This is a genomic window from Roseateles sp., from assembly GCF_047654805.1.
Taxonomy (GTDB): domain Bacteria; phylum Pseudomonadota; class Gammaproteobacteria; order Burkholderiales; family Burkholderiaceae_C; genus Pelomonas.
Genome location: NZ_JASGIV010000001.1, coordinates 655,199 through 681,226, shown reverse-complemented (window position 1 = coordinate 681,226; position 26,028 = coordinate 655,199). Strand labels below are relative to the sequence as shown.

At 65.8% G+C, this 26,028-nt stretch carries 14 protein-coding genes and 1 pseudogene; 1 reads left to right on the top strand and 14 read right to left on the bottom strand.

Annotation, left to right across the window (positions count from 1 at the left end):
- The first annotated feature begins 34 nt into the window (after positions 1-34).
- The gene (locus QM732_RS03045) at positions 35-2,962 is read left to right on the top strand and encodes a TonB-dependent receptor plug domain-containing protein (RefSeq protein WP_415654732.1); all 2,928 of its coding nucleotides are present in this window, start codon (positions 35-37) and stop codon (positions 2,960-2,962) included.
- A 222-nt stretch (positions 2,963-3,184) separates the two neighbouring features.
- Here the strand turns inward: QM732_RS03045 and QM732_RS03040 are convergent, their stop codons facing one another.
- The 14 genes and pseudogenes from QM732_RS03040 to QM732_RS02975 form a co-directional block, all read right to left on the bottom strand.
- Positions 3,185-4,324: a LacI family DNA-binding transcriptional regulator gene (locus QM732_RS03040; protein WP_415654731.1), complete on the bottom strand. Its 1,140-nt coding sequence runs from the start codon at positions 4,322-4,324 to the stop codon at positions 3,185-3,187.
- A gap of 73 nt (positions 4,325-4,397) precedes the next feature.
- Complete coding sequence (locus QM732_RS03035) at positions 4,398-6,296, bottom strand: alpha/beta fold hydrolase (protein ID WP_415654730.1); 1,899 nt, start codon at positions 6,294-6,296, stop codon at positions 4,398-4,400.
- Between the two features lie 27 nt (positions 6,297-6,323).
- Positions 6,324-7,961, bottom strand: coding sequence for a glycoside hydrolase 43 family protein (locus QM732_RS03030; RefSeq protein ID WP_415654729.1), 1,638 nt, complete (start codon positions 7,959-7,961; stop codon positions 6,324-6,326).
- A gap of 20 nt (positions 7,962-7,981) precedes the next feature.
- Positions 7,982-9,184, bottom strand: coding sequence for a glycoside hydrolase family 88 protein (locus tag QM732_RS03025; protein WP_415654728.1), 1,203 nt, complete (start codon positions 9,182-9,184; stop codon positions 7,982-7,984).
- Between the two features lie 6 nt (positions 9,185-9,190).
- Positions 9,191-10,456, bottom strand: coding sequence for an oligosaccharide MFS transporter (locus QM732_RS03020; RefSeq protein ID WP_415654727.1), 1,266 nt, complete (start codon positions 10,454-10,456; stop codon positions 9,191-9,193).
- A 12-nt stretch (positions 10,457-10,468) separates the two neighbouring features.
- Positions 10,469-12,355 carry a glycoside hydrolase family 97 N-terminal domain-containing protein gene (locus QM732_RS03015; RefSeq protein WP_415654726.1) on the bottom strand — a complete coding sequence of 629 codons (1,887 nt, stop codon included), beginning with the start codon at positions 12,353-12,355 and terminating at the stop codon, positions 10,469-10,471.
- Between the two features lie 11 nt (positions 12,356-12,366).
- A complete protein-coding gene (locus QM732_RS03010) occupies positions 12,367-13,293 on the bottom strand; it encodes a carbohydrate kinase family protein (RefSeq protein WP_415654725.1) in 927 nt (308 codons plus the stop codon).
- Positions 13,290-14,504: an AGE family epimerase/isomerase gene (locus QM732_RS03005; RefSeq protein ID WP_415654724.1), complete on the bottom strand. Its 1,215-nt coding sequence runs from the start codon at positions 14,502-14,504 to the stop codon at positions 13,290-13,292. The genes QM732_RS03010 and QM732_RS03005 overlap by 4 nt, the downstream gene beginning before the upstream one ends.
- A gap of 25 nt (positions 14,505-14,529) precedes the next feature.
- Positions 14,530-15,612 (bottom strand): hypothetical protein, encoded by a 1,083-nt coding sequence (locus tag QM732_RS03000; RefSeq protein WP_415654723.1) that lies wholly within the window; start codon positions 15,610-15,612, stop codon positions 14,530-14,532.
- Between the two features lie 158 nt (positions 15,613-15,770).
- Entirely contained in the window at positions 15,771-17,549 is a 1,779-nt protein-coding gene (locus QM732_RS02995; RefSeq protein WP_415654722.1) for an SUMF1/EgtB/PvdO family nonheme iron enzyme, read from the bottom strand.
- The gene (locus QM732_RS02990; RefSeq protein ID WP_415654721.1) at positions 17,546-20,296 is read right to left on the bottom strand and encodes a heparinase II/III family protein; all 2,751 of its coding nucleotides are present in this window, start codon (positions 20,294-20,296) and stop codon (positions 17,546-17,548) included. Before QM732_RS02990 ends, QM732_RS02995 begins: the two co-directional genes overlap by 4 nt.
- A gap of 12 nt (positions 20,297-20,308) precedes the next feature.
- The gene (locus QM732_RS02985; RefSeq protein ID WP_415654720.1) at positions 20,309-23,248 is read right to left on the bottom strand and encodes a TonB-dependent receptor; all 2,940 of its coding nucleotides are present in this window, start codon (positions 23,246-23,248) and stop codon (positions 20,309-20,311) included.
- An 840-nt stretch (positions 23,249-24,088) separates the two neighbouring features.
- On the bottom strand, positions 24,089-25,183 hold the full coding sequence (locus tag QM732_RS02980) for a LacI family DNA-binding transcriptional regulator (RefSeq protein WP_415654719.1): 1,095 nt from the start codon (positions 25,181-25,183) through the stop codon (positions 24,089-24,091).
- Positions 25,184-25,369: 186 nt separating this feature from the next.
- Positions 25,370-25,958 (bottom strand): annotated as a pseudogene (locus tag QM732_RS02975) (leucine zipper domain-containing protein); the annotation flags it as partial.
- Positions 25,959-26,028 lie beyond the last annotated feature (70 nt).

Below are 26,028 nucleotides of genomic sequence, written 5' to 3'. Positions count from 1 at the left end.
ACATTGGCTCAGCCAACACATTGGAGACAACACGATGACAACCTCCTCCTCACCCGTTCGAGGGCCCCTCACCCCGATCGCCCACGCGGTCGCCTGGCTGCTTCTGGGCGCCAGTTGCGCAAATGGCAACGATGCCCATGCGCAGGCCAGGCCTGCCGCAAGCGCCAGCCCCCCGGCGGCGGGTGCCAGCGCGCCGGCCGCTGCGGCGGTCAAGCCGGCCACTGCTTCCACAGGCGCAGATGCGAGCGAACCCGCCAACGAGCTGGAACGGATCATCGTCACCGGCGTCACGGCCGCAACCAAGGCCAGCAAGGCCAACGTCTCCTACTCCGTACTGGACAAGGAAGACATCGATCGATTCACGCCGATCAGCGCAACCGACATGCTGCGCGACATGCCCGGCGTCAATGTCGAATCCAACGACGGCGTCGCGCGCAACGAGGTCTACACCCGCGGCATGGCCGTTGGTTCCGGCGGGCCGACCGCCGGCTACTTCTGGAGCAGCATCCTCGAAGACGGCATGCCCGTCCTGCCCGTCAAGTTCGGCGGCTTCCAGGATGGCAACTTCTACCGCGCCGACATCTCCACCAGCAAGGTGGAGGCTGTGCGCGGCGGATCCACCGGAACGACGGTCGCCTCCTCGGTCGGCGGCGTCTTCAACTTCCTGTCCGGCCGCGTGCGGCCGGGAGCCTCCATCCAGACCCGCATCGGCCTGGAGGGTGACGACCTCCACCTGTCCTGGAAGCAAGTCGACGGCTACTACGGCTGGGTGAGCGCCGACGGCGACATGGGCGCCCGTGTCACCGGCTTCTACCGAACCAGCAATGCAGCTGCCAACCCGGGCTACAACCTGAACTATGGCGGCCAGGTCAAGGTCACCTTGTTCAAGAACTACGAGAGCCCGTGGGGGGACGGCGAGGTGTCGGTGACCTTCAAGCACCTCGACGACGAGAACGCGGCGCTGAGCCACAACTACATCCCCGCCTACGGGGTTATTGACCCCAAGATCGTGCCCAGCTTCGGCCGCAATGCGGACCTGTTCATGCACGGCGGCCAGCATTCGGTGCCCAAGAACGACACCGGGCAGTACAAGTACCACGACCCGGAAAAGGGCTACCTCTACAAGCAGGACGCCATCTGGCTGAAATGGGACCACGCGGTCAACAAGCGCTGGAAGGTCAACGGTGCGGTGCGGGTGCAGAACACGAGCTCGGATGCCGACCAGTACCAATGGAACGGGCTCGCGACCCTGTGGTCGAGCAGCACCTTCGGCAATCAGTACAACATGTACCCGACCACCAGCGCCAATGCGGCCTTCAACCTGAACCGCAAGGCTGGCTATTACGAGCTCTACGACCGCGGAACCGGCCAGGTCCGCGCCAAGGTCTACAACAACGTCGGCTCGAGCCAGGGCGCCATCAACTACCGCACCGGCGCGGCCTGCGCTGCGGGCTCGGCCACCAACCCCACGCAGTGCGTCACCTACACCGACCTGCCCATGCGCAACTTCGACCTCGGCGGCGGCCTGGTCAACGGCATTCAGATCCCCGCGGGCAACGCGAACTACAACACCGACGTCGTCTCCCTCACCAAGGCGGAGCTGACCGAGCGCGGCTCCAAGGACTACATGATCAACATCGGTGGTTCCTACACCGGTGACAACTTCAATGTGAACGCCGGCCTGTTCGCGGTCCGAGCCAGCCAGCGCTTCGACAGCTGGGGCGCAGGCTACGGCATCTCGGCCATGGCCGATGGCGGCACCAGCAACCTGGGGGCGCGCTTCGTCACCAGCAGCGGCACCTACCAGCTGACGGACGAAGGCGGATGGGGCCGGCTGGGCGCCAACTACGGCAACTTCAGCTATCGGTCCACCCACCGTGAGCTCAACCCCTTCCTCGCCGTCGGCTGGTCCCCCACCGAACGCTGGGACCTGACCGCCAGCGTCAAGCTCAACCGCACCAGCATCGACACCTACGCCGAGACCGCCACGCAGAACACCGCCGTCACGGGCGCAGGTTCGCTGACCTATGGCGGCCTGGACGGCAATCCGCTGACCTGGTACGACAACTCGCACTTCGTGCAGCCCGTGGCCGGCTCAGGCATCAGGGCTCATCGGAGCGTGAACCTCCACAACTACAGCACGTCGGCGGGCTACACACTCGCCAAGGGTCACAAGGTGTACGTTCGCCTGTCTGAAACACAGAACAACATCAACGGCACGGTCAGTCGGTACACATCGCAGGCATCCCTGACCTTTCCGCTGATCCCGCAAGCGCAGCTGAAACAGCAGGAGATGGCCTATCTCTTCAACGTCGGCAAGCTCAGCGGCCAGGCCACTTACTTCCGCACACAGGCCCAGTTCCCCTTCGTGTCCCGCGGGCTCAACACCGACGGTACCGAGTACCTGACCCCCGAACTGCTGGGCAGGCATCGCACCCAAGGTCTCGAGGTCTGGGGCAAGCTGCAGGTGACGCCGACGTTCAGCTGGATGTCGTCGTTCACCTATGCCCGAGGCAAGACGCTGGACGAGCCCAGCGTGAACTTCGGCTCGCCCGGTCCTGATGATGACGTGGTCGTGCACAACTCGGGGATCATGCGCAACCTGGCCCGCTTGACCAGCAGCAACACCGCCACTTGGAAGCTGGACAACTTCTGGTTCAACCTGCGGCACCGCTGGATGGACAAACGCAAGGTCAATGCCGACCCGTTGGATGTGCGCTATCTGCCCAAGCAAAACAACTTCGATCTCGCCGTGCAGTACATGGGCATCAAGGACACCCGCATCTCGCTGGATGTGCGCAACCTGACCAACACAACCTACATCTCGGGCTATGACACCTTCTTGACCACGGTGACCGGCGTGACCAAGAGCGACATCTACAGCCAGCTGCCCAACTCCGCTGTCTGGCTGAAGACCAACGCATCGCGCTCGCTCTGGCTGACCGTCAAGCACGACTTCTGATCGCACCGGCAGACCGGCAGCCCTTGCTGCCGGGCCCGCTACGCCGGTGTGAAAAGGCGCCGCCTCGTTGCCGAGGAGGCGCCTTTTTTGTGGAAGACCTCGTGGCTCGGGGGAGGCACGGAGCACGGAGCACGGAGCACGGAGCACGGAGCACGGAGCACGAGGCACGAGGCACGAGGCACGAGGCATGCTGCCGCCACGCGCTGCAGGCTGCAGCAGGCCTCAGGGCACCGTGGCTCGGGGACTTCGTCTTGGCCGGTTGGTGGCGCTGCCAGCCGCCGCGCCAGTGGACCCCCGCACAACGAGGCTGAATTTGCACCGATGGTGGGTGACCTCTGGAGCGCCGCCGTTGCGCCCACGTTTGACCAGTTCGTGCGCCAGAGTCACCGCAGAAGCCGCCATCTCCGCAATGGGCTGGTGGATGGTCGTCAAGGCAGGCCAGATGGATTCGGCGATGGGCGTGTCGTCGAAGCCCGCCACGCTGAGCTCGGCCGGGATCTTGAGCCCCAAGCCCAGGGCCAAGGCGACGATGCCGGCAGCCATGTCGTCATTGCTCGCGAAGATGGCCGTGGGCCGCGCGGCCGAGTCGCCGGCCAGCAGCGCGTTGCCGACCTCCATGCCCGAACGGTAGGTGAACATGCCCTGCACCAGGCGCTCGGCGGGCACCACCAGCCCAGCCTCTGCCATGGCGGCGCGGAAGCCCTCCTCGCGTCGACGGCTCGGCGAATGGGACGGGTCGCCCAGCACGAAGGCGATGTCGCGGTGCCCCAGGTCGATGAGGTGGCGCGTCATGCAGCGCGCCCCCTCGAAGTCATCGATGAACACGGCCGACGAATGCGAGCGAGGCTCGGCGGTCGCAAAGCTCAAGCCCTGCACCTGTGCTCGCCACAGCAGTTCCAGCGCCTGCATGGAGTCGCACAGCGGCGGCGGCAGGATGACCGCATCAACCCCGGCTGCGATGACAGTCCGCACGGCGTCCAGCGGGTCGGCATGCGCCGCCGTCGGCTCCACGACGAGTTGGCAACCAAGCTTGCCACCGGCCGTGAATGCACCCATCAGGAACTCACCCAGATTAGATGAACGCGGATTGCTGAACAGCACGCCGATGCGGCTGACACCCGCGCGGGCGGCCCGCGCCGCCATGTTGGGCACGTAGCCCAGTTCCTTGATTGCGGCCAGCACCCGCTCGCGCATCTGCGGCCTCACGCCCTCCAGGTCATTCACCACGCGCGAGACCGTCATGGACGACACGCCCAGGTGCCGGGCGACGTCGTGGATGGTTGCGCCGGTCCGGCGGGCAGGCGCATCGACCGGCAGAGGGTTGGACCCGGCTGGGTTCGCTTCGCTTTTACGCCGAGGCATGTCTATGGCTGTCCGTGGCAGGCGCGCGGTCAGGATGACCGGCTGGGATCGCGATGTTATCGATATTTCTCCATCAACCCACACTGTCCAGAAACTCTGTCACCACGCGGTTGAAGATATGCGGCTGCTCGAGGTTGCTGACATGGCCGCAGTCGGGGATGGTGTGCAGGCGCGCCTGCGGCAACAGCCGCTGGATGTCCAGGCCGACGGACTCCCGGTCGCCACGGATCAGCAGCACCGGCGCGGTCGGGCGGCTCGTCTCCAGCGCTCCGACCGCGGAGCGGCCCAACAGCAGCCGCGGCTCGACATGGGTGAGCTGCCACCCCGTCCACTCATCGATCATGGCCCACAGCGGCTGGCGCAGGCTCTCCTTGCTGGACCCACTGCCGCCGACCAGTTGCTCCAGCCAGCGGCGCTTGACGGCATGGACGCCCTCAGCGCGCACGTCGGCGATGGCGCGGCGCCGGGCCGCCAGGGTCAGCGGCGTCCAGGGGCTCTCCGGGCCGGGCACGTCGAACAGGTCGCCGCCGGCCATGATGGCGCTGCACACGCGGCCCGGGTGCAGCGCCAGGAAGTCGGTCACGACAAAGCCGCCGAGCGACAGGCCCATCAAGTGCGCACGCGCGATGCCGAGGTGATCCAGCAGCGCCAGCAGGTCGTCGGCATGCGTGAAATGCTGGCCCTCCACGGGTTCGCTGGAGCGGCCATAGCCGCGCAAGTCATAGCGGATCACCCGGTAGCGCGCAGACAGCGCCTTCACCTGCGGTGCCCATTGCCTGCGGTCGAAGCTGTGCCCATGCAGCAGCACGAGAGGCTCGCCCTCGCCGCTTTCTTCAACGAACAGGCCGGCGCCGGAAGCCAACCGCACCGAAGATCGCCGCGTGGTGGAAACCGCGTCGCTCATGGCTTCGCGCGCCATCGGCGCATAGATGCTGGAGCCAAGGAAGGTGCTGTAGCCATCGGCCCGCGCCTTGTCGACATTCGCCTTGGCGATCACCACACCCCAGAGATCGGCACGCGTGTCGAGCCAGGCGTAGGCGCCGGCCCAGCCCGGCGAGGAGAACAGGGTCGCCTTGCCTCGCTTGTCCAGTTCCTCGCGCCACAGTCCCAGTCCGTAGACGTCGCGATGCCGAGCCTGCCTGGCCAGTTCCACGTACTCGCCAGCTTTCACCTCGGCGCCCCGCACCTGGTCAGCCAGCAGCGCATCGACGGCAGCCTCGGACAGCACGCGCCGCCCGCCAAAGCGTCCCCGTCCGGCCATCATCATCAGGAAGCGCGCGTAGTCCTGCGTGCAGGTGAAGAAGCTGCCGCCCAGTATGGGGTTGAAGCCCGGCTCGGTGGACACCGGCGAGAAGCCGCTTAGCGTCATGCCCAGAGGCCGGGCCAGCCGGCTGAGGAACAGACTGTGAAAGTCGGCCCCGCCCGCGAGCTCCGCCATGCGCCCGGCCACTTGCATGGCCAGGCCGCCGTAATGGAAACGGGCACCGGGCTCGTCGACAGGCGGCAGTCCCACGATGTGGGCCACCGATTCTGCAAGCGTCGGGTAGTCGTCGCGGCGCCGATCGGCGGGTTGGTAGTCCGGATAGCCGGCCGTGTGCGACAGCAACTGCCGCACGCTGGCCTGGCCCATCGTGCCGCTGAACTGCGGCAGGAACTTGCCCACCGGGTCGTCCCAGCCCAGCAGCCCGTCATCCACCAGGCTAGCGATCACGGCTGCAGCCACCCACTTACCGGTGGAGGCCACATGCAGCACCTGGTGCGGGCCGGCACGGCCGATGTGGGCGCTGTGCAGCAACTGCTCGCCCCGGCCGATGACGAGTCCCATGCCGTCAAACCAGCCGCTGGCCACGCGCTGCTGCAGCCGGGCGTCCAGCTCGCTGAAATCTGCTGTCTTCACCGTCGAGACCAGCGCGAAAGGGAAAGAGAAAGGGGACGCCGCGGCGCACAGCGGCAGGAAATGGCGACGCTTCATGACGCGACGTGGGGCGGCCGGCGCTGGTCAGTACGGGCCGACGCCGGGGGCGGTCAGCTCGAAGCCCTTCACCGTCAGCGATGAACCGCCGACCTCCCCCACAGCAAACAGGCCGACCTGCGCGCCCACCCAGCCGCCCCGTGTGACCGGGAAGGGACTGCCGGCGCGCACGAAGGTCTTGCCATCGGTGCTGTACGAGAAGTTAGTGAAACCGCCTTCGTTCATGAACAGGCGCAGGCTCAGCTCCTCGGGCGCTGGCGACAGCAGCACGGTGGACTGCTCCTGGCAGCGCGGGCCGAACGGGCCGCAGAAGGTCCATACCAGCTCAGTGACGCCGGCCTTGCGACGCAGCCCCAGCCAGCTGTACTGCAGCGCATTGACGACCAGACCGGCGCGGTCGCCTTCGTTGGCCCGGTCGAGCCGGATGCGCGTCGTCACGAGGAAGCGAGACGCCGGCATCCGTTGCGCCAGAATGGCCGGCGAGGCGCGCACAAAGCCATTGGCCTCGCGCGATGCTACGGTGTTGAGCCGCAGCTCGCCCGCCGCAGGGTCCAGTGCAAACCAGCCCGGCTGCGGATTGGCGCTCCAGGTCCACTGCAGGCCGAGCGTAGGCGATTTGAAGTCGTCGCTGCTGGCCGGCGATGCGGCCGCATGGCCTTGCACCGGCTTGCGATGAGTCATGACGGGCTCGCCGACACCCGCGCGGCGCCCCGGTTGACCGATCAGCGGCCAGCCCGCCTTCCAGCGCATGGGCTGCAAGTGCACGACGCGGCCGTAGGCGCCCTTGTCCTGAAAATGCACGAACCAGTGGCTGCCGCCGGGCGCCGTGACCCAGGCGCCCTGGTGCGGGCCGTTGATCGGCGTGTCGCCCTGGTCCAGCACGTTACGCACCTCGTAGGGTCCGGTGATGGACTTGGACCGGAACACCGCCTGCCAGCCCTGCTCCACGCCGCCGGCCGGCGCGAACACGTAGTAGTAGCCGTGGGCCTTGTAGAGCTTGGGGCCCTCCACCGTGTGATAGCCGGGCGCATCGTTGCCGTTGATGATGTCCACGCCTTCGCTGTCCAGCAGGCGGGTCGCGCCAGCGTCCATGCGGCGCAAGGTGACGAGGTTGTTCTTGCCGGCCCGGCTGAAGGCCCAGGCGTGAACGAGGTAGGCGTTACCGTCGTCATCCCACAGCGGCGCGGGGTCAATCAAGCCCTTGCCGGCGAGCAGCAGCCGCGGCGCACTCCAGGGCCCACGAAAGTTCTTCGCTTCGACGACGTAGATGCCGAAATCCGGGTCGCCGTAGAAGATGAAGAACCTGCCGTTATGGTGTCGGATGGACGGCGCCCACACGCCCTTGGCGTACTGCGGCTTGTTGAAGGTCTCGCGCGGGACGAGTTCATTCAGCGCATGGCCCACCAGCGTCCAATTCACGAGGTCCGGCGACTCCAGCAACGGCAGGCCCGGCACGTTGGTGAAGCTCGACGCCGTCATGTAGAAGCGGTTCCCGACGCGCGTGACGTCAGGGTCGGAGTAGTCCGTGTGCAGCACCGGGTTGCGGTAGCGCCCGTTGCCAAGGTCGGCGACCCAAGGGGCGCCCGGTGTTGCCGAGGGCTGGGCACGAGCCAGGCCCGCCAAGGTGGCAAGAGCGAGCACGGCAATCAAAAGCGACCGGATCATCTTCAAGCGCTCCCGCAGGCTTACCAGTAGGACTTCCAGATCCGCGTCAGGCGGGCCAGGGATTCGAGATAGAAGTAGTCGCCCCACAGGCAGGACTCGTCCACGCCCATGCGCTGGGGCTTGTGATAGACCGCGTGCCTCAGCAGCCCCGCGCCGGCCGGCGCCTGGTGGGCGAAGTAGTAGTCGTGCAGCGTGGACACCGTGCCCACCGCGGCACGCTCGTAGCGGTCCCGCAGCGGGTCCGTCAGCGGCAGGCGGCTGGCCAGTACCAGCAGACCGCAGGCGGCCACCGCCGCGGCCGAGCTGTCGCGCTCCTCGGCGCCCTCCGTGAAGATCAGGTCCCAGTGGCAGATGCCGTCGGCGGGCAGCCGGTTGAGGTAGTAGTTGGCGAGAACCTGGCTCAACTCAAGCAGGCGCACGTCGTCGTTGTAGCGGGCCACCAGCGGGAAGCCCGCGATGCCCCAGGCCTGGCCGCGCGCCCAGCAGGAATCGTCCGCAAAGCCCTGGTGCGTCTTGCCCTCTTTCGGCTGGCCCGTCGCCACGTCGAAGAAGAAGGTGTGGAAGGTCGATCCATCGGGCCGCACGATGTGCCGCGCGGCCTGCTCGATGTGCCGGTCCGCGGCCTGGCGGAAGCTCAGGTCGCCGGTGGTTTCCGACGCCCAGTACAGCAGCGGCAGGTTGAGGTTGCAGTCGATGATCATGCGGCCCTGCTGCGCCGGATCGTTCAGGTCACCCCAGGCCTGGATGATCCCGGCGCGGGGATGGAAGCGCTCCAGCAGCAGCCGGGCCGCGCCCAGTGCCGCGTCGCGAGCGACCTCGCTGCCGGTGAGCTTGAAGCCGGCGACGCATGACAGGCTGTACAGGAAGCCCAGGTCGTGGTGGTTGGTGGCGATGCGCTCGCGCTGGCGCTGGTCAAAGCTCTGGATATGCCGCTCGGCAGCAACGCGGAACCTGGCCTCGCCGCTGAGCTCATAGGCCAGCCACAGCTGGCCGGTCCAGAAGCCGTTGGTCCATTCCGTGTTGTCCATGGCAGCATAGACGCCGAACTTGCTGGACGGCATCGGGAAGCGGTCGCCGAAATGGGCCAGGTTGCGGTCAACGGCAGCCACGGCCGCCTCGATGGCGCGCTCGAAGCGGCGCGTGTCGGACTGGGCGAGCCACGACGTCGGCAGTTGATCGACCCGCAGGGGTTCCGGCCGGCTCGGATGGAGAAGTTCTGGCATGACGGACTAGCGTGAAGCGTTGGCGACGTCGCCGACGGGGGCTGAGGCGTCCTTCGGTCGGGCCCTGGGGCCGACCTCGGGAGGCGTGGGCGACAGCGTGAAGAAGGACAGCACCAGGAAGCCGGCACCGATGGCAGCCAGCAGCAGGTAGGTGTTCGGGAAGCCGATGAGGTCATAGCTCTTGCCGACGATGGGCGAGAGCACCGCCAGGCCGAGCGAGTGGCCGAAGCTCCAGCCCACCATGTAGACGGTGGAGGCCAGCCGGTTGTCGAAGTGGCAAGCGATGTACCGGAACACGGACACGATCAGGATCGGCAGCTCCACCGAGTGCAGCATCTTCATCGCCGAGATGGAGATAGGACCGACCGCCACGCCCGAGCCGAAGATGCGGATGAGCATGATGGTGCCCGCCAGCAGCAGGCCGTATTTGGCGCCGATGCGGCGCACCAGCAGCGGCGCCAGGAACAGGCCGCCAGCCTCGACAAAGATCTGCACCGAGTTGAGGTAGCCGAACATGGCGGCCCCGGCGGCCTTGTCGGGGAACTGCGACGCGAAGTAGCTGGGGAACTGCTGGTCGTAGACCAGGTAGATGTTCGTCACGGTCAGCACGAACGCCATGAACTTCCAGAAGGACTTGTCGCGCAGGAGCGCGACGGCGTCGCTGATGCGCAGCGTGTCCTGCTTTTCCGACGTGACCTCGTGCGCCGGCAGGCGCCACAACGCGAGCAGCATCACCAGCACCAGGCCCGCTGCCGACGCGAGCATGAAGTTGTAGTGCGGGTCCAGGTTGAACAGGCGGCCCGAGAACATCGCTGCCGATGCGAAGCCCAGCGATCCCCACAGGCGCACGCGGCTGTACTCGAAGCCATAGGCCCGGCCGATGCGGTCAACGTAGGACTCCAGCGCATAGCTGCCCGCGATGAAGGTGATGCCCAGATAGATGCCGCCCAGCGCCGCGCCCGCGATGACATGGGTCTTGAGCAGCGGCCCGTAGACGTAGACCAGGAACAGGCCCGACGTCAGGCACAGCAGGCCCACGGCCCAGAGGATGTGCCTGCGCATGCCGAGCTTGTCAGATACATAGCCGTACACCGGCTGCGAGCACATCGCCGCGATGAAGTTCGCGGCGAAGACGATGCCGGTCTCCGTGCCCGACAGCTGCAGCGTCGAGCGCAGCCACAGAGCGAGCAGCGACATGCTCATCGCCTGCGCGAAGAAGTACACGTACACGTAGGTGCACAGGAAGCGGAAGTGCGATTGCTTGGGAGTCATGACTTCAACTTTTTACGGTGCCGGGCGCAGCCAGACGGCCTGGCCGCCGGAGGGGAGCAGGTCCAGCGTCCAGACAGACTCGGCGCTGACCTCGACGCTGTGCACCGCGACCTTGGTCTTGGTATTCACCGTCGCGTCGTCGGCGTAGACCTTGGCGATGTAGCGCTTGCCCTTGGGCAGGAAGTCGAACGACAGCTTGAGCTTGCGGGCATCGTTGTTGGTGATGGCACCGATGAACCATTGCTCACCGCTTCGACGGGCCACCGTTGCGCTCACGCCCGGCTTGCCGTCCAGCACGCGCGTCTCGTCCCACACGGTCGGGATGCGGTCCCAGAACTCCAGCTCCGGTTCGTCCTTGGACATCTCGGGCTTGTCGTACCAGTACAGCGTCTGCAGCGGGCTGTAGTAGATGGCGGCCAGCGCGAGCTGGTGTGCGTGCGTGGTCTTGATGCGCGGGTTGTAGTAGCAGACCGTGTAGTCCGCCGCGCCCGACAGAAAGCGGGTGAACGGCAGCACCGTGTTGTGCGTAGCGTCCGGCATCTCTTCGTTACCGTGGATGCCTTCGGCCGTCACGATGTTGGGCCAGGTGCGCTGCTCGCCCGTCTGGCGCCAGTCGTCATGGATGTTGACCATGATGCCGGCGGCCGCTGCCTGCTGGATGGCCTTCTGCAGCCAGGTGCTCCAGCGGTGCGAGCCCACTTGCACAAAACCGAACTTGACACCCTTGACGCCCCACTTGCGGTAGGTCTCGAACAGCGTGTCCGACTGCATCAGCAAGGCCTGCTGGTTCACATACAGCCAGACGCCGATGCCGCGGGCCCTGGCGTATTCGATGATGCCGGGCAGATCGAAGTCGGGAATCGCGACCTTGGTGGCGTCGGAGCTGAACGAGAACGCGGGGCCGTACCACTTCCAGTCGAACAGGATGTACTGCAAGTTGTGCTTGACCGCGAAGTCGATATTGGCCTTGGCATCGGCCGTCGTCTGCGTCATCACACGGATGATCTTGCCAGGCTTGACCCACGAGGGATCGGCGATCTTGTTCGGCTCGTTGAGATTCAGGATGAAGTCATTGTTCTCGAGGAGCTTGCCGGGCGTGCGGGCGACCATGATCCCGCGCCACGGTGTGGAGAACGGCGAGATCAAGTCGGCCGGGTCGTGCATGGCGGTGACCAGCGTGTCCGGCTTCGTGGTACTGAGTTTGAACTTGGTGCGCGAGTAGTCCACCATCTGCGCTTCCAGCAGCGCCACGTGCAGGCCGTTCGGCAGCTCCAGCGTCAACGGGCGCTCCGACTGGTCCGGCCAGTCGCGCAGCGGCAGCAGCTTGAAGCGGCTCTGCGCCCAGCCATGGAACCAAGCGCGAGTGCCTTCGGGCAGTGCAAACTCGGTGTCCTCGCTGACGATGCGGTAGTAGGAGCCGTTGGGGTTCTCGGCGAAGGCGAAGCGCATGGCCACACCCTCGTCATAGGCGCGCAACTCCACCGCCAGCTTGTAGGCCGGGTTGTCGTCCTTCACGAGGTCAACCACCAGCGACTGGTAACGGTCGCGCACGACGGCGCGCTCGCCGGTGACGGGCTTCCAGGTCTGGTCATGCGAGGTGCGGCGCGTGCCGGTGACCTTGAGGTTCTCGAACCAGCGGCCGCGGCGGTCGATGGGCAGAGCCATCGCGCTTTCGGACAGGTGGTTGTCGAGCTGCAGTTCCAGCAGCGACTCGCGGATCACCGTCTCGCCCTCGAAGCGCACGCTGTAGTGCAGAGAACGCTTGCCGTCGGCGGCACTCTTTTGCTGCAACGTGATGGCGAGGCGGCCGTCGGGCGAGGTCAGGCGTTCGTCGAGCGTGACGGCGGCCTGCGCAAGACCGCAGACCCAGACGCTCAAAAGGACAAGCAGATGGCGCATATAAGTTCTCTTCAAACGAGGGATGAAACCTGGACGGTCGGCGCGATGGCCTGGACCAGATCCAGCGTCGGCGGCGTGGCGCCGGGCAGCGTGCAGGCGGCCGCCCCCGCGGCGACGGCCATTCGCAACAGCTCCGCGCCGTCGGAGTCTGGCTGGCCCATCAGGCCGTGCAGCAAGGCGCTGATACTGGCGTCGCCGGCGCCTATCGTGTCCATGAGGGCGACGCGCGGCGCGGCAGCACGCCAAGCGCGGTCACCGTCGTGATACTCAGCGCCGGCCGCACCCCGGGTGAGCAGGATGCGCGCTGCGGGGTTCATACGTCGGAGTTTCACGAATGCGTCCTGCGTGACTGGCGTCCTGAACAGCCCCTCGAGGTCTTCGTCGGAAACCTTGATGACATCGGCCAGGCCTGCCATCGCCGCCAGCGTGTCGTCGTAGCGAGCGTCCATCAGATTGCGGAAGTTCGGGTCGTAGCTGATGTGCACGCCCTCGGCCTTCAGCGCAGTGGCCAGCCTGACCAGCCGGTCTGCTAGCGGTTGGCGCGCCAGACTAATGCCGCCGAAATGCACGCAGCGGACCTGCTGCGCCCAGCCACTCGGCAGCCGGGACAGCGAGAAATGCAGGTCGGCGCTGTCGTCTCCGACGAAGAAGTATTCGGGCGGCGACGTCTTGTGGACCATGGCCAGCAGCGGCGACTTGTCCACGCACTGCATGAAGCGCAGGTCCAGCCCGGCCTTGCCGGCGCCGTCAAGCAGCGCGCGGCCGAGCACATCGTTGGACACTGCCCCCGCGAACGCGCTCGGCACGCCCAGGCGCGCCATCGCGCGCGCAACGTTGAAGCCCGCGCCGCCGATGCGGCTCTGCCAGAAGTCGGCCGTCGTGCGGATCATGTCCGTCAGCGCCTCGCCGGCCGACACGAACTCGGGGAAGGCCGTCATGCCACCCGCTCCAGCACGTTGAGCACCTCGTAACAGGCGCCCATGGTGTGATAGTCCGTCTTGCCGGCCGGGCTCTTCTCGTCGCTGAGCTTGCGGTTGTCGCGGCTCAGGATGCGGAACCAGGCGCCGTGCTCATGGTCCACCAGGTGCTCCCAGCTGTAGGCCCAGATGCGGTCGTACCAGTCCCAGTAGCCTTGATCACCGGTGTGACCGGCAAGGACGGCGGCGGCGGCCAGCGACTCCGCCTGCACCCAGAAGTATTTGTCACCATCGCAGATGCGCCCCTCGGGATCGAAGCCGTATGCGATGCCACCATGGGACGCGTCCCAGGCCTGCGCCAGCGCATCGTCGAACAGCGAGATCGCGCGGCGCAGCAGCCAGTCGGCGGGCTCAGCGAGCTTCTCTGCATGCCTATCCAGAATCAACAGCAGCTTTGCCCATTCGGTGAAGTGACCGGGCTGGTAGCCCCAGGGCCGAAACAGGTTGGCCTTGTCGTCGAGGTTGTAGTTCCAGTCGATCTGCCAGTCCGGCTGGTAGTGTTCCCAAATGCGCCCGCCGGCCAGGCTGGCCTGGCGCACGGTGATGTTGCGCGCCACGGTCTCGGCACGGTGTAGATAGCGAAGCTCGCCCGTCGCCTCGTAGGCGGAGATCAGGGCTTCGCAGGAGTGCATGTTGGCGTTCTGCCCGCGGTAGGGCATCAGCGTGGCCCAGTCGGCAGAAGCCTGGTCTGCGTAGAGTCCATGCGTCGGCTCCCAGAAGCGCTGCTCCATCAGCTCGAAGGTCTCGGCCACGTAGGCACGCGCTTCGTCAATGCCGGCGGCGACGGCATGCGAATAGGCCAACAGCACGAAGGCCAGGCCGTAGCAGTGGTTGTCACCATCGAGCACGGTCTGGCGCTTGTCGTTCCACTGCAAGAGCCAGGTGTAGCCACCTGTGGCGGGGTCGCGATGAACCTCGCGCAGGAACTTGATGCCGTGGCGCGCGGCCGCCAGGTACTCCGGCCGACCAAAGCGCCGGTAGGCCATCGCGTAGTTGAAGACGAAGCGCGTGCTGCTGACGAGGTGGCGGGTCGTGGCGTCGTAGACGCTGCCCTCGTCACGGAAGAAGTGGAAGAAGCCGCCGCTGGGGTCTATGCACCTCGGGTGATAGAAACGCATCGTTTCCTCAATGTGCGAGAGCAGGAACTCGTGGCTGCGGAAGTTGGGAGACATGATGAGTGCGTATGGGGCCGAATCGTCAGCCGTCGATGGTTGGGCAGGCGCTGCGGGCCGCCATGCGGTAGTGGGTGGTCCAGGGCTGCGCTGGGGTGAGCTGAATCCCCTGCCGATCTGCCAAGGGATGGCCCGCCGGCGGTCGTGCCACGCGCGCCAGGTCGAATACGCTGTTGACCGGCTCGGCTCCCAGGGCCAGGTGTTGCCCTTGCCACGGGTACTCGCGCCGACCGCGGTTACTGACCCATAGCATGAGGTCAGGCAACTGGGCCGTGTCCCACCACAGGCCGACGCTGGCGTCCTCGTCGAGATAGTGCAGTCGCAGCGCCGCAGCATCGCCGGCCGCGCGCAGTCCACGCACCTGCAGCAGCTCTTCGCAATCCTGGGCCAGCGGCAGGCGGCTCAGGTCCATATCCCCGTCCATGCCTGGCAAGACCTCCAGGCCGGCTGCACGCTGGTCGGGTAACAGCCGCGAGACACTGCCGGCGCCGCGGTTGGGATAGGTGTACACACCGTCATGCGCACCCAGTTCTACCCACATGCGCCCGACTGCCCGCGGCAGGCGAAAGGTGGGGTGCAGCCCCACGGGCAGCACGACAGGACGACGCGCATGAACCGAGAAGGACAGCTCTAGCGCCGGCTCATCAGGCACCACCTTCAAGCGCCGTTCGACGCGCTCGATGGGCGACGACGAGGGGTAGACGAGCGACAGCGCCACCAGCCCTTCATCGGCATATTCGCAGGACCATGCATGGTTGGCGCCATAACCATGCGGCCAATCGTCCTCAGCGGCCTGCAGCTCCCAACCTGAAGGCAGATCGCCAGGCGCATCGGTGCGCCCGAAGGGCAGACAGGGCCACTCGCCGCGCAAACGACGCAGCACGCCAGGCAAGTCTGCGGCGCGATCATCGTCAGCCCAAGCGGCGAGCTGCATCACCTGCAGCGTTCGTTGAGAGTCCAGCTTGAATGTCACCGGCCCCAGCATGGCGCCAAGCGCCTGCACCTCTGCGGTACCGTATTCCCACTGCAGGCGCCACGTCGCCCCAACGGATGGCTCAGCTCCAGCGGCAACGGCGGACCCGACGGTCTCCGCGCGGTTCATCTCCATGAGATCCTCTGCACAGGCGCCGATATTCGCCCCAGCGCATAAATGTTATCGATCTCAGTATTGCAGAAAAAGCTTGTCATGGGAATAAAGGCGGACTCTGGCGACGACCTCGCCGCCGCCAGCGCAACACCGGCGCGGCAGGAGTCAGCGCAGCGGATCTAGCTAGGCTCGCACGGTAGCCGGTCCAGGTCTTCAAGCGTCCAGTGATCGCGCCACCGCACAACCGGCTTGCCCTCCTCCCATTCGATGGGCAGCCACGCGTAGCGGCCATCGATGGCATCCTTGGGGCGCCAGATGTCCAGCATCAGGATCTGCCGCTCGCATCCGTTCCGATTCAAAGTTAGCGCGAAGGTCGACTGCCCCCCGAAGGTCGTCGCCATCTGCTCGGGCGTGCCCCGCACGGGGTTACCCAGTTCCTTCCAAGGCCCGAAGATGTGGTCGGCCACATAGGACTTGGCAGGGTTGGGCGCCCAGCCCGTCAGTCCGGAGGTGATCAAGTAGTAGCGCCCCTTGCGCTTGAAGATGGCCGGCGCCTCGTCGTCGCCGTTGACCTTCATGCGGGCGTATTGACCCGCCGGCTTCTGAAAGTCCTCGCTGAGGCGCGAGATGTGCAGCGTGTGGTTTTCTTCGGATGCGTAGAGGTGATAGGCCTGCCCGTCCGTGTCCACGAACAGCGTACTGTCGCGCGCCATCTGCCCGGTTTCGAAGTCGCGCGCCAGCACGCTGCCTGGTCGCTTGTCCTCGTCACGCACGTTGACCGGCCAGGCACCGGCATTGGGCCGGAACGACCCCACGTAGCGGTAGGGGCCGGTGACCTTATCGGCCACCGCCACCGCCGCACGCGCTGCCTTGTAGCCCAGCCCCTTTAGCTCCAGGTGAAACCACATGACGAACTGACCCGTCCTGGGATTTCGGATGACCTTGGGCCGCTCGATGATCGAGTCCCGGACGATGTCGCTGAGCGGATCGTCGCTGACCGCGAGCGCGATGCCCTCATCGCGCCAATCCACTAGGTTGCGCGAGCTGTACACATGCACGCCCACCTGCGCCCGGTTGCCGGCCGAGCCCGCGACCTTGTGCTCGCCGAACCAGTAGGTCACGCCATCGTGTTTGAGCAGGCCGCCGCCATGGGCATTGATGTGCACACCCTTGTCGTCCGGCCAGAGGGCGCCGGGCATGAAGGCCTTCTGCGCCGGCTGATCATCCATGGCCACGCGCAAGCCGACACCCTGCCCGCTGAACTGCGCCTTGTAGCGGTAGGCAACACGCAGCTGTTCTGGCCGTGTGTCGAAGGCACCGCCTCGCAACACGCGCATATGGCAGTCCGCGCGCTCCACCGCGCGGCCATCGACGGGCGCACCGTTGTACCCCATTTCTTCGTAACAGTCGGCCACCCACTCCCACGCGTTGCCGACCATGTCGTGCAGGCCGAAGCGGTTGGGCGCGTAGCGGCCCACGGGCACCGGCTTGCCGAAGCCCGACGCCGCATAATTGGCGTCGGCCGGCACGATGGCCTGGCCCGAGGGATACGGCGTCTGGCTGCCGGCCCGGGCCGCGTACTCCCACTCCGACTCGGTCAGGAAACGGTAGCGCTTGCCCGTCTTGCCCGACAGCCAGGTCAGGTAGGCCTGCGCGTCCTTCCAGCTGATGCCGGTCACCGGGTAGTCGTCGCCCAGCGGCTCGCGGACCGGCCCGCAGGCCTTGTCAAGCGCGCATGCCGACCATTGGGCCTGCGTGACCTCATGCCGGGACACCCAGAAGGGATTGGCCAGCGTCACGACGCGGCGCGGTGCCTCATCGCCTTCCCGTCCGGGCTCGCCCGGCTGGGAGCCCATCTGAAAGCTGCCGGCCGGGATGCGAACCATGTCCGGCAGGTCGCCCGCAAGTGCAGAGCCCGCTGCCAGCGCGCAGGCCGTGGCGAAGAGAAAGCGCCTCACGATGAACTCTCCTTGGCAAATAGGTGCTTGGGACCGGAAGCTGGCAGGACGACAGGCCCTGCCGAGCCGCCCAGCGCCCGCGGCAATACCAGGCGAACCTTGCCGTCCGCCGCATAGAACCAGCGCCCGTCCTGGCGCCACAGGCTGGCTGCGCAGCGGCTCTCCACGCATTCGATCCTCGCGCCCTGGGCGGACAGCGAGCGACCATCCGACAGGAAGAGCTGCTCCAGCTGCCCGGCCTGCGTACCGACGAGACCCATGCGGCCCTCCAGGCGCGTCCCTTGAGCCTGCAGCGGGGCTGCAGGCTCGCCGTTTGACAGCACCAGGTGCCGGCGCTGACCGGCCAGCACGATGTCCAGCCCCACGCTCCCGGACGGCCCGCGCAGCTCGGCCAGTTCGTTCACCGCTTCGACCGCCACGGTCTCGCCTTCGCGGCTGGCCTCCATGACGACCGCAAACGGACGCTCCCAGGCCGCACCGGTCTGGCGGATGACCAGGGTCGGCGACGGCAGCTGGTCCAGCCCGCCAGGCAGCAAGCCGCGCGGCCAGGCCGTGGACGGCGGCGCCTTGACGGCAAAGAACTCCCGCTCACGCCCGCCCTGCAGCCAGAGCTGGAGCTTGAGCCTGCCCTCAGGCATGGCCAGGTAGAAACCGGCCTGCAGCGGGCCGTCCTGCATGAGGCTCTGGCGGTCGAACCAATACTCGTAGCCCGTCAGGTCGCCATCCGAGAACGAGAGTTTGTCGCTGCGTTGCGTCTGCAAGGGCTGGCCGGCGCGCATGAACTGCAGCTGCTGACCCAAGCCGTGGAGGAGGTAGTCGTGGTATTTGTCCGCACCGGCGCGCCGCCGGGAACGGAACACGTCCACCACATAGGCCTGCCGCTCGCTCACGCGCACGGTGGCCAGCAGGCGGCGCTGGTCGGCCTGGCTGGCCGGCTCGATGAAGCCGACCTCGCCCATCGTGATGTGGGGCGCGGCCGCCGCCAGCGGCGTACCGGGTTTCGGGTAGGTCGCCAGCAGCGTGAAGGGCTGCGCCACCTTCATCGGCGGGTAGGCCGAGATGCCGTCCACAACGACGGTGTTATGCGCCGGGAACTGCGAGTAGTAGTCGGCGTAGTCGCTCTGGAAGTAGCCGGAACCGCGCCCGCTCTCCGGCGCCAGGCTCATGCCTTTGGCAAACAGCTCCATGGCCAGGCCGTTGGCATGAGCATGGTTGCCATTGGCCCCGACCAGCGAAACCACCAGCGGATCGGCGCCCGCCGCATAGCCGTTGCGCTGGATGAGCCAGCTCGTGTTGGCGGAGTAGTAGGTGGGCGTCTGGAACGCCTGCGGCGGCACGTCGAGCTTGGCACGCGGCACCTCGGCCGCAGCCAGGATGGCGTGGACGGGCCGCGCCGCATCCTTGGCGCTCCTGGCGCCAGCCGCCTGCATGGCGGCCAGCAGCCGGCTGAGCCGCTGCACGTCCTCGGCGCGCCCGCGCCGCTCAAGCAGGGACAGCAAGCGCTCCACGCCGTGGGTGTGGAACAACTCGTAGCGAGAATCCCCGAAGCCCACTTTGCGGCCGCTGGGCAGCATGTACTGCGGCAGCGCCTCAGCTGCCCTCAGCAGCACCGGCATGCGTGCCAGCAGGTCGATGCCGAACACGCGGTCCAGCACGTCCAGGCACTCGGCGAAGTCATCCAGCACATTCAGCGAATAGCTGGCAGACTCGTTCCACATGGCGCTCTGAGAGTCGTAGCCGAAATCCAGCAGTCGCTGCAGGCCCCACTGGCGCGGGCCATGGCCATCGATCACGGCCTTGACGTAATGCTGGCGGCCACGGCGGTCCGCGTAGGCCGCGTTGTCGCCCAGCGTGGAAGCAATCTGCAGCACGAATCGCGCCTTGATCAGGTTCCAGTTGTTCCAGGGCACGCCGTTGAGCAGCTGCACATCAGCCCATTTCTTCAGCGCCGCATCGAAGCGGGCGCGCTTGCCCTCGCCGCGCGTGTCGATGGAGCGGCCCAGCAAGGCGTAGGCCTCCGTGAGGGGCACGATGATGCCCTCCTGGATGACCTCATAGGCCTGCAGGCCCACGATGTTCTGATCGTGACCCTTGCGCAGGTCAACGGGTAGTTCGCGGTAGTAGATGCCGTTGAGATAGGTGTCCAGCACATCGAAGGCCAGCCGGCCGGCATCCTCGTTGCCCTCGATCCAGTACAGAAAGGCAGCGTCCCGCGCAAGTTCGGCGATCCGCATGTTGATGGACTCGATGATGCGGCCCGACTTGGACTGATCCACCCACTCCCAGACCGGCTCGGCCCCCTCGCGGCGCTGCAGCCAGAGCTTGTCGTTCTCGCCCATGTAGGGCTTCACGTCCTCCAGCTTGGGCGTCAGGTAGGCCGTGGCGGTATCGCGGGCGCCGGTGAAGCGCACGGTGGGCACGGGCGCCTGCCCCTCGGCATGGTCGTACAGCGAGTTCTTGACGAAGACCTGCGTGTGTCGTCCCTGCCAGTACATCTGCAGGCGCGACACCAACCACTGCGGATCGGTGCGGTGCCTCGCCACATAAGGCTGCAGGCTCTTGCGCAGCTGGTCGAGCCGTGCCATGCGTTCGGACTCCTGGCCCAGACGCTCGCGCACGGCCGCAGCAGAGGGCAGCGGCGCCCCACCCACCGCGCCTGGCGGCGGCAAGGGTTGCGCCAGGGAAGCAGCGGTCGGCACCAACAGGGTCAGTGTCACCAGCCAGGGAGTTGCGAACTTCAAACGCATGCCCATGTCTCGTCAGTCGAACTTGTAGCGCAGGCCTACTGCGTAAGTCCTGCCATTCAGGTAGTGCTGACGCTCGATGCCGGTCTGGTAGGCGCCGGGCTCGCCTACAAAGCGATCCAGGCCCTTGTTGGTCAGGTTGGAGGCATTGAAGGTCAGCGTCAGGGCGTCCGTCACCTTGTAGTTGAGGGAGCCGTCCAGGATGCCGTAGGCCCCGATGTAGCGGCCGTCGATCGGATTGACCGACACCCCAAACAGGACGGATTCCGAACGCCAGGTGTAGACCACGCGCGCCGAGAGCCGGCTGTCCTCGTACAGACCCGTCAGACTGAAGTTGTGCTTGGACTGCATCGGCTGCGGCGTCTCCACGATGCGTGGCGCCTGCGCCGTCCCGAAGTTGATCGGGTTGGACGTCGTCACATAGGTGTACGAGCCGGCGGCACCAAAGTTCTTCAGCAGCCCATCGCCGAAGAACCACTGGCCGGACAGCTCGACCCCGCGGACATAGCCGCTCTCGGCGTTGACCGAACGCGTGATGGCGTATTGGCCGTTCGAGCAGCCGTTGGCAAAGGTGCCGCTGTACGCGGGCGCGGTGGCCACCGTCTGACACTCGGCGATGCCGTTGACGAAGCCCTTGATTTGCTTGTTGAACAGCCCCAGCGCCGCATAGTTCGTCTTGTTGAAGTACTTCTCGAATGAGACGTCGACGCTGTCGGCGGTCAGCGGCTTCAGCTCCGCATTGCCCTGAGTGCCCGTGCCGTTGACCTGGTTGACGATCTGGCTGGGGTTGAGCTGGTCGATGGGTGCGCGCGTCAGGCCCTTGCCGTAGGCCAGGCGCAGCAGGGTGTCGTCGGTCAGGTCGTAGATGACGTTCACCGAGGGCAGCACATTGGTGTAGGACGTCGTGCGCTCCACCTCGGGGTAGCTGACCGGCGAGGTCAAGTTGTTGGCAACGCGAGCCACGGCGCGGCTGTGCGTCTGCACCACCCGAACCCCGAAGTTGCCGCGCAGGCGATCGTCGTATGCGCTGAATTCACCCATGACGTAGCCCGCCAGCGTGCGCTCCTTCAGGAAGCGGCGCGAGGCCAGGATCTCAGTCTGAGCGGACAGCGGGCTGATGTTGGAGGCCGGGAAGGCAGCCCGGGCCTGGTCGCCGGTGAGCTGCTCGGCGTCGTACACCGGGAAGCCGCCGGCATAGCCTGCCGTTCCGCCCATGCCATTGGTCGGCGCGTAGACGATCAGACCCGTGCGGCTGCCGACGTTAATCGCATTGGACCCGTTGGCCGCCAAGGCCAGGCCGTCCGTCGTGAGCCGGCCGTCGGGCGTGCTGGTCACCGTGTACAGGCTCTGTTGCGACGCCAGGCGCGCACCAAACTTCAGCTTGCTGATGAAGCCTTCGTCCAGGCGGTAGGCACCGGAGAAAGCGCCGGCATAGCCCTTGTCGTCGAACAGCTCGTGCGTGCCCGCAGAGAACGTATTGAACACGTAGTTCTTCGGATCATTCACATCCGGCCCGCTGAAGGTCATGGTGTGCGGTGTCCCGTCGGCCACACGATTGACAGTCCAGTAAACCCCTGGGGCCGAGTTCGTTGTCGCGAAGGGGCCCTCGCCTCGCTTGGTCGCCTTAATGACGTTGACGTCGGCCTTTAGGTCGAGCCGCTCGGTCGCACGCCATTCCACGCCGCCTGCGGCAATGCCGGTCTCATAGGGCTGCCGCACATTGTTGGCCGTGGTGTTGAACGTTGAATTCAGGAAGGAGCCGCTCAGCAGCCGCTTGCTCACCAGGACGTCGTCGCTGCCGCCATTGCTGTTGCGGTTGGCGAGCCCCTCCGTCAGGTTGAAGGGCGTGAGCTGCAGGTTCTGCACGTTCGCGCCGTCGGTCACACCCAGCGCACGGTAGTTCTGGTTGTACTGGTAGTAGGTGTAGTCGTACTCCGCATAGAAGCGCAGCGCGTCGCTCGCACGGTAGTCGGCGGCCAGGCTAAGGCCTTTGCGGGTGCGCTTGATGGTCTCTTCGAACAGCGGGTTCGAGTAGGCGGGAGCCGCGATGATGTTGCCGATCTGCTCGGCCGTGAGGCCCGCCGTGTTCGGCGTGTTCGCCCCCACGCTGGACGAGGTGGCCAGGGTCGGCACGCTCGCCAGATAGCTGACGTCCGTGCGGCCGACGTAGGCCGCCATGGCCTTGCTGGGATCATTGGCCGAGTTCGCCGCCGCCAGCGTTGCGTACTCTGCCGTGTCCGCTCGCACGACGCGCCTGAGCGTGGCGCCGCCGTTGGCGGGCGTGCTGTCGGAACGACCCGTGCTCTTCTGGTAGACGCCAGCGGCTAGGACCCCGATGCGCTGCCCACCACCCAGATCGAAACGGTTGGCCACGAGACCGAAGAGTTCAGGGTCGGCCTTGCGGGCCATGTCGTTCCAACGCTGCGAGGTCGACAACGAGGCCGTGAAGGACTTGAACTCGCTGGGCTTGCGGGTGCGGATGTTGACCAGGCCACCTATGCCTCCCTCGACATGCTCAGCGGTCGGATTCTTGTAGACGTCGATGCCAGCAATCATGCCGGGGATCGCGGACTCAATATTGAACTCGCGGCTCCCCGCCGTGAAGTAGGCGCGACCATTGACCTGCGAGCCGGTCTGCCCGGACAAGCCGCGGATGGTCACGCCCGACCCCACCCCCACTGGGGACGCGCCTTCACCGCCATAGCGGTAGCCCTGGACACCCGGGATGCGCGTCAACGTCTCCGCGACGTTGGGATCAGGCAGCTTGCCCACGTCCTCGGCCGTGATGGCATCCACAACTTCCACCGCGTTCTTCTTCACCGCGACCGAGGACTGGGCACTCGCCCGAAGGCCGGAGACGACAATGGTCTCCAGCTTGTTGTCGGTCTGTCCGCAAGCCTGGGAGGCGGCGAGGGCCAGCAGCGTGAAGTGCAGTGGTGCAAGCGTTCTCTTCATGGTCCAACGTCCTTTGTCTCTAGGGTTTGTAGGTATCCGCAGCAAGGCATGTCTGCGCGTCTAACAGGAAGCACCCGGATTGCACGGCGAAAGGTCACCGCGCAACCCGAACGGTTTCAACTAGCCGGGCCGCCCCGGCTACATATGTGGCAAGGCAGGCGCGAAGTCGCTGTTCCGAGCATCCCCACCCGCCTCAGGTGTAAAAAGGGCCCCACCTTGCAAGTGAGGCCTAAAGGAGATCCCGCAGAATCTCCCGGAGATGATCAAAATCGCGGCGCCGCAAGCCGCTGCGCAGAGCGGGTCGCGATAGCCCTCGTGCCAACCGGCGCATGAGCCCTCACCAAGCTCATTCCTGATGCCGACGCAGCAGCCCGTGGGCACTCGGATACGCCATAGCCATCAGGCAAGCTGCCACGGCCTGACCTGTTTTGGCGCTTGAACAGGTTGTTCCAGCTTTCATCCACATCTTTGTCTCCATCGCCAAGAGCGCCCTCTTAAGCGATTCATTATGTTATCGATATCTTTTAAAAGCGCGCCTAGCCAGAAATAGCATCACTGGCTTCATGCAAGGCCTGTACTTCTTCAACGCCCGTCGCTTTTGCAGTTGGCGATATCTTACCGACATGCAGTGATCGATAACATACCTATTCAATCTGCCAATGTCAAGCCGGCGAGTCCGCCAATTGTGGTCGCCCATGTCCCATGAGCCACTGGCCCTTCCGCCCAAGCGTCAATGTCGACGCGACGTCACATGAGCGCCGGCCGCCGATGAGCACTCAACCACCTCGGCCGCATCACCGACCGGCGCCTCCGGGGCCATTCGCGTACCCGAGCAAATTTCTAGTCAGCGACTGACACGGTCGATTCGCGGACCTCCAACTGATAGGGCAGCACCGCGTGGCGCGTGGCATAGGCCTCACCAGCTCGCATGGCCTTGGCCTGCTCGACCACCAGTTCCACTGCGGCTCGGCCCAGCTCGCCGATGGGCTGATGGATGGTCGTGAGCCCAGGCCAGACGGTGGTGGCGACTGGCGTGTCATCAAACCCGGCAATGGCTATGTCCTCGGGAATCCGCAGGTGCAGTCCGTGAGCCACGGCAATGGCACCGGCCGCCATGTCGTCATTGGCCGCAAAGATCGCTGTGGGCCGTGATTTGCCGGCCAGCAGGCGTCTGGCCGAATCCAGGCCAGACCTGTAGGTGAACATCCCTTGGACGATCCGTTGATCCGGAACGACCAGGCCGGCGCCTTGCATGGCGTCCCGGAACGCCTGGAAGCGCAGTTGTGCGGGCGTATGCTCGGGATCGCCCTTGATGAATCCAATGTCCGTGTGACCCAGGGACAGAAGGTACTTGGTCATGGCGCGAGCGCCGTCGTAGTCGTCGATGCGCACGGCCGACACATTTGCCGCTGGTTTGCCCGTTGCTACGGCAACGGTTGGCATGCATATCTCCCTCAAACGCTTGAGCGCCGCGGGGGAATCACAGAGCGGGGGCGGCACCAGTACACCGTCTGCGCCATGTGCAATCAGCCGATCAATGGCCTTTCGCTGACTCTTGAGATCGTCGCAAGTTTCCAGAAGGAGCTCAGCACCGCTACGCGAGCATTGCGCCATCGCACCGACAAGGAATGCGCTGAGAAATGCGGCACTGGGGTTGCTGTAAAGCAGACCGATCCGCAACGTTCCGACACGGGCCGCACGCGCTGCCACATTGACCCGATAGCCCAACGCATGGATAGAACGCATGACCTTCTCGCGCGTCGCATCGCTGACGTTTTCTTTGCCGTTGATGACCCGCGACACCGTCATGGCCGATACATCGGCATGCCTAGCCACGTCCCACATCGTGGAGCCAGCCCGGGGCCGAAACGGCATCGTACTTTCGGAATTCTTCGTGGGAGCAGTCATCTTCACCTTGCCTTGTCGCAGAGGCATGACGGCCTCTTACTGAAGTTCCGATGTTATCGATCTCTACAACGGTTGATCAGCATTGAGGCAATCGAGGCAGACTGAGCGTTAGTCTTTCGGCGAGCCGGCCCGACAAGGGGCGCAGGAAAGTCGTGGGGCGAAGTCGCTTTTCGGTGGAACAGTGACCTTGCCGCGTTTCCCGGTCGCATTGTTCTGCACGCAGCTGCATGAGGTCTCATCGGGCAGCAGTCGCGCGAAGGACACGCGCGAGTGATCATCGATGGTCAGGTGCACGGCCTACCAGCCCTTGCCACGGCGGCGGTTGAGCTTGTGGTCGCCGGTGATGCGGTGGCCGACTCCTTCGATGCGCCCGAGCCGCTTGGTGTCGATGTGCAGCAGCTCGCCAGGCCGCTCACGCTCGTAGCGCCGGATCGGCTCCACAGGCTGCAGCGAGGCCAAGCGACTCAGACCCAGTCGGGCCACATGTCGCGCCACGGTGGCGAGGCTGCGGCCCGCGTCACGCGCGATGCGCTACAACAGTAGTCGCTCACGACGGCGCAGTTCGAACTGACGCACCTGCTCGGGCAGAACAAGCCACTGGGCTACGGTGCGGGCGGGAGCTGCGATCAAGCAGTCCGCTCGGGCCTTTGGTCCTGAAGCGGGCCAGCCATTTGCAGGCGGTACGTCGGCTCACGCCTGCGGCTTGGGCTGCCGCAGTCACCGTCCAGCCCTCCGGAAGCACCCTGTTGACCAGCAGGGTTCGATCAGCGCGAGTCAATCGCGCATGCTTATGGCTGCTCATCCGTCTTCCTGTCCTGAGTGGCGATGATGTGGTAACCACAGCCTCCCAGGTCCGGGACGGGTGAACAACC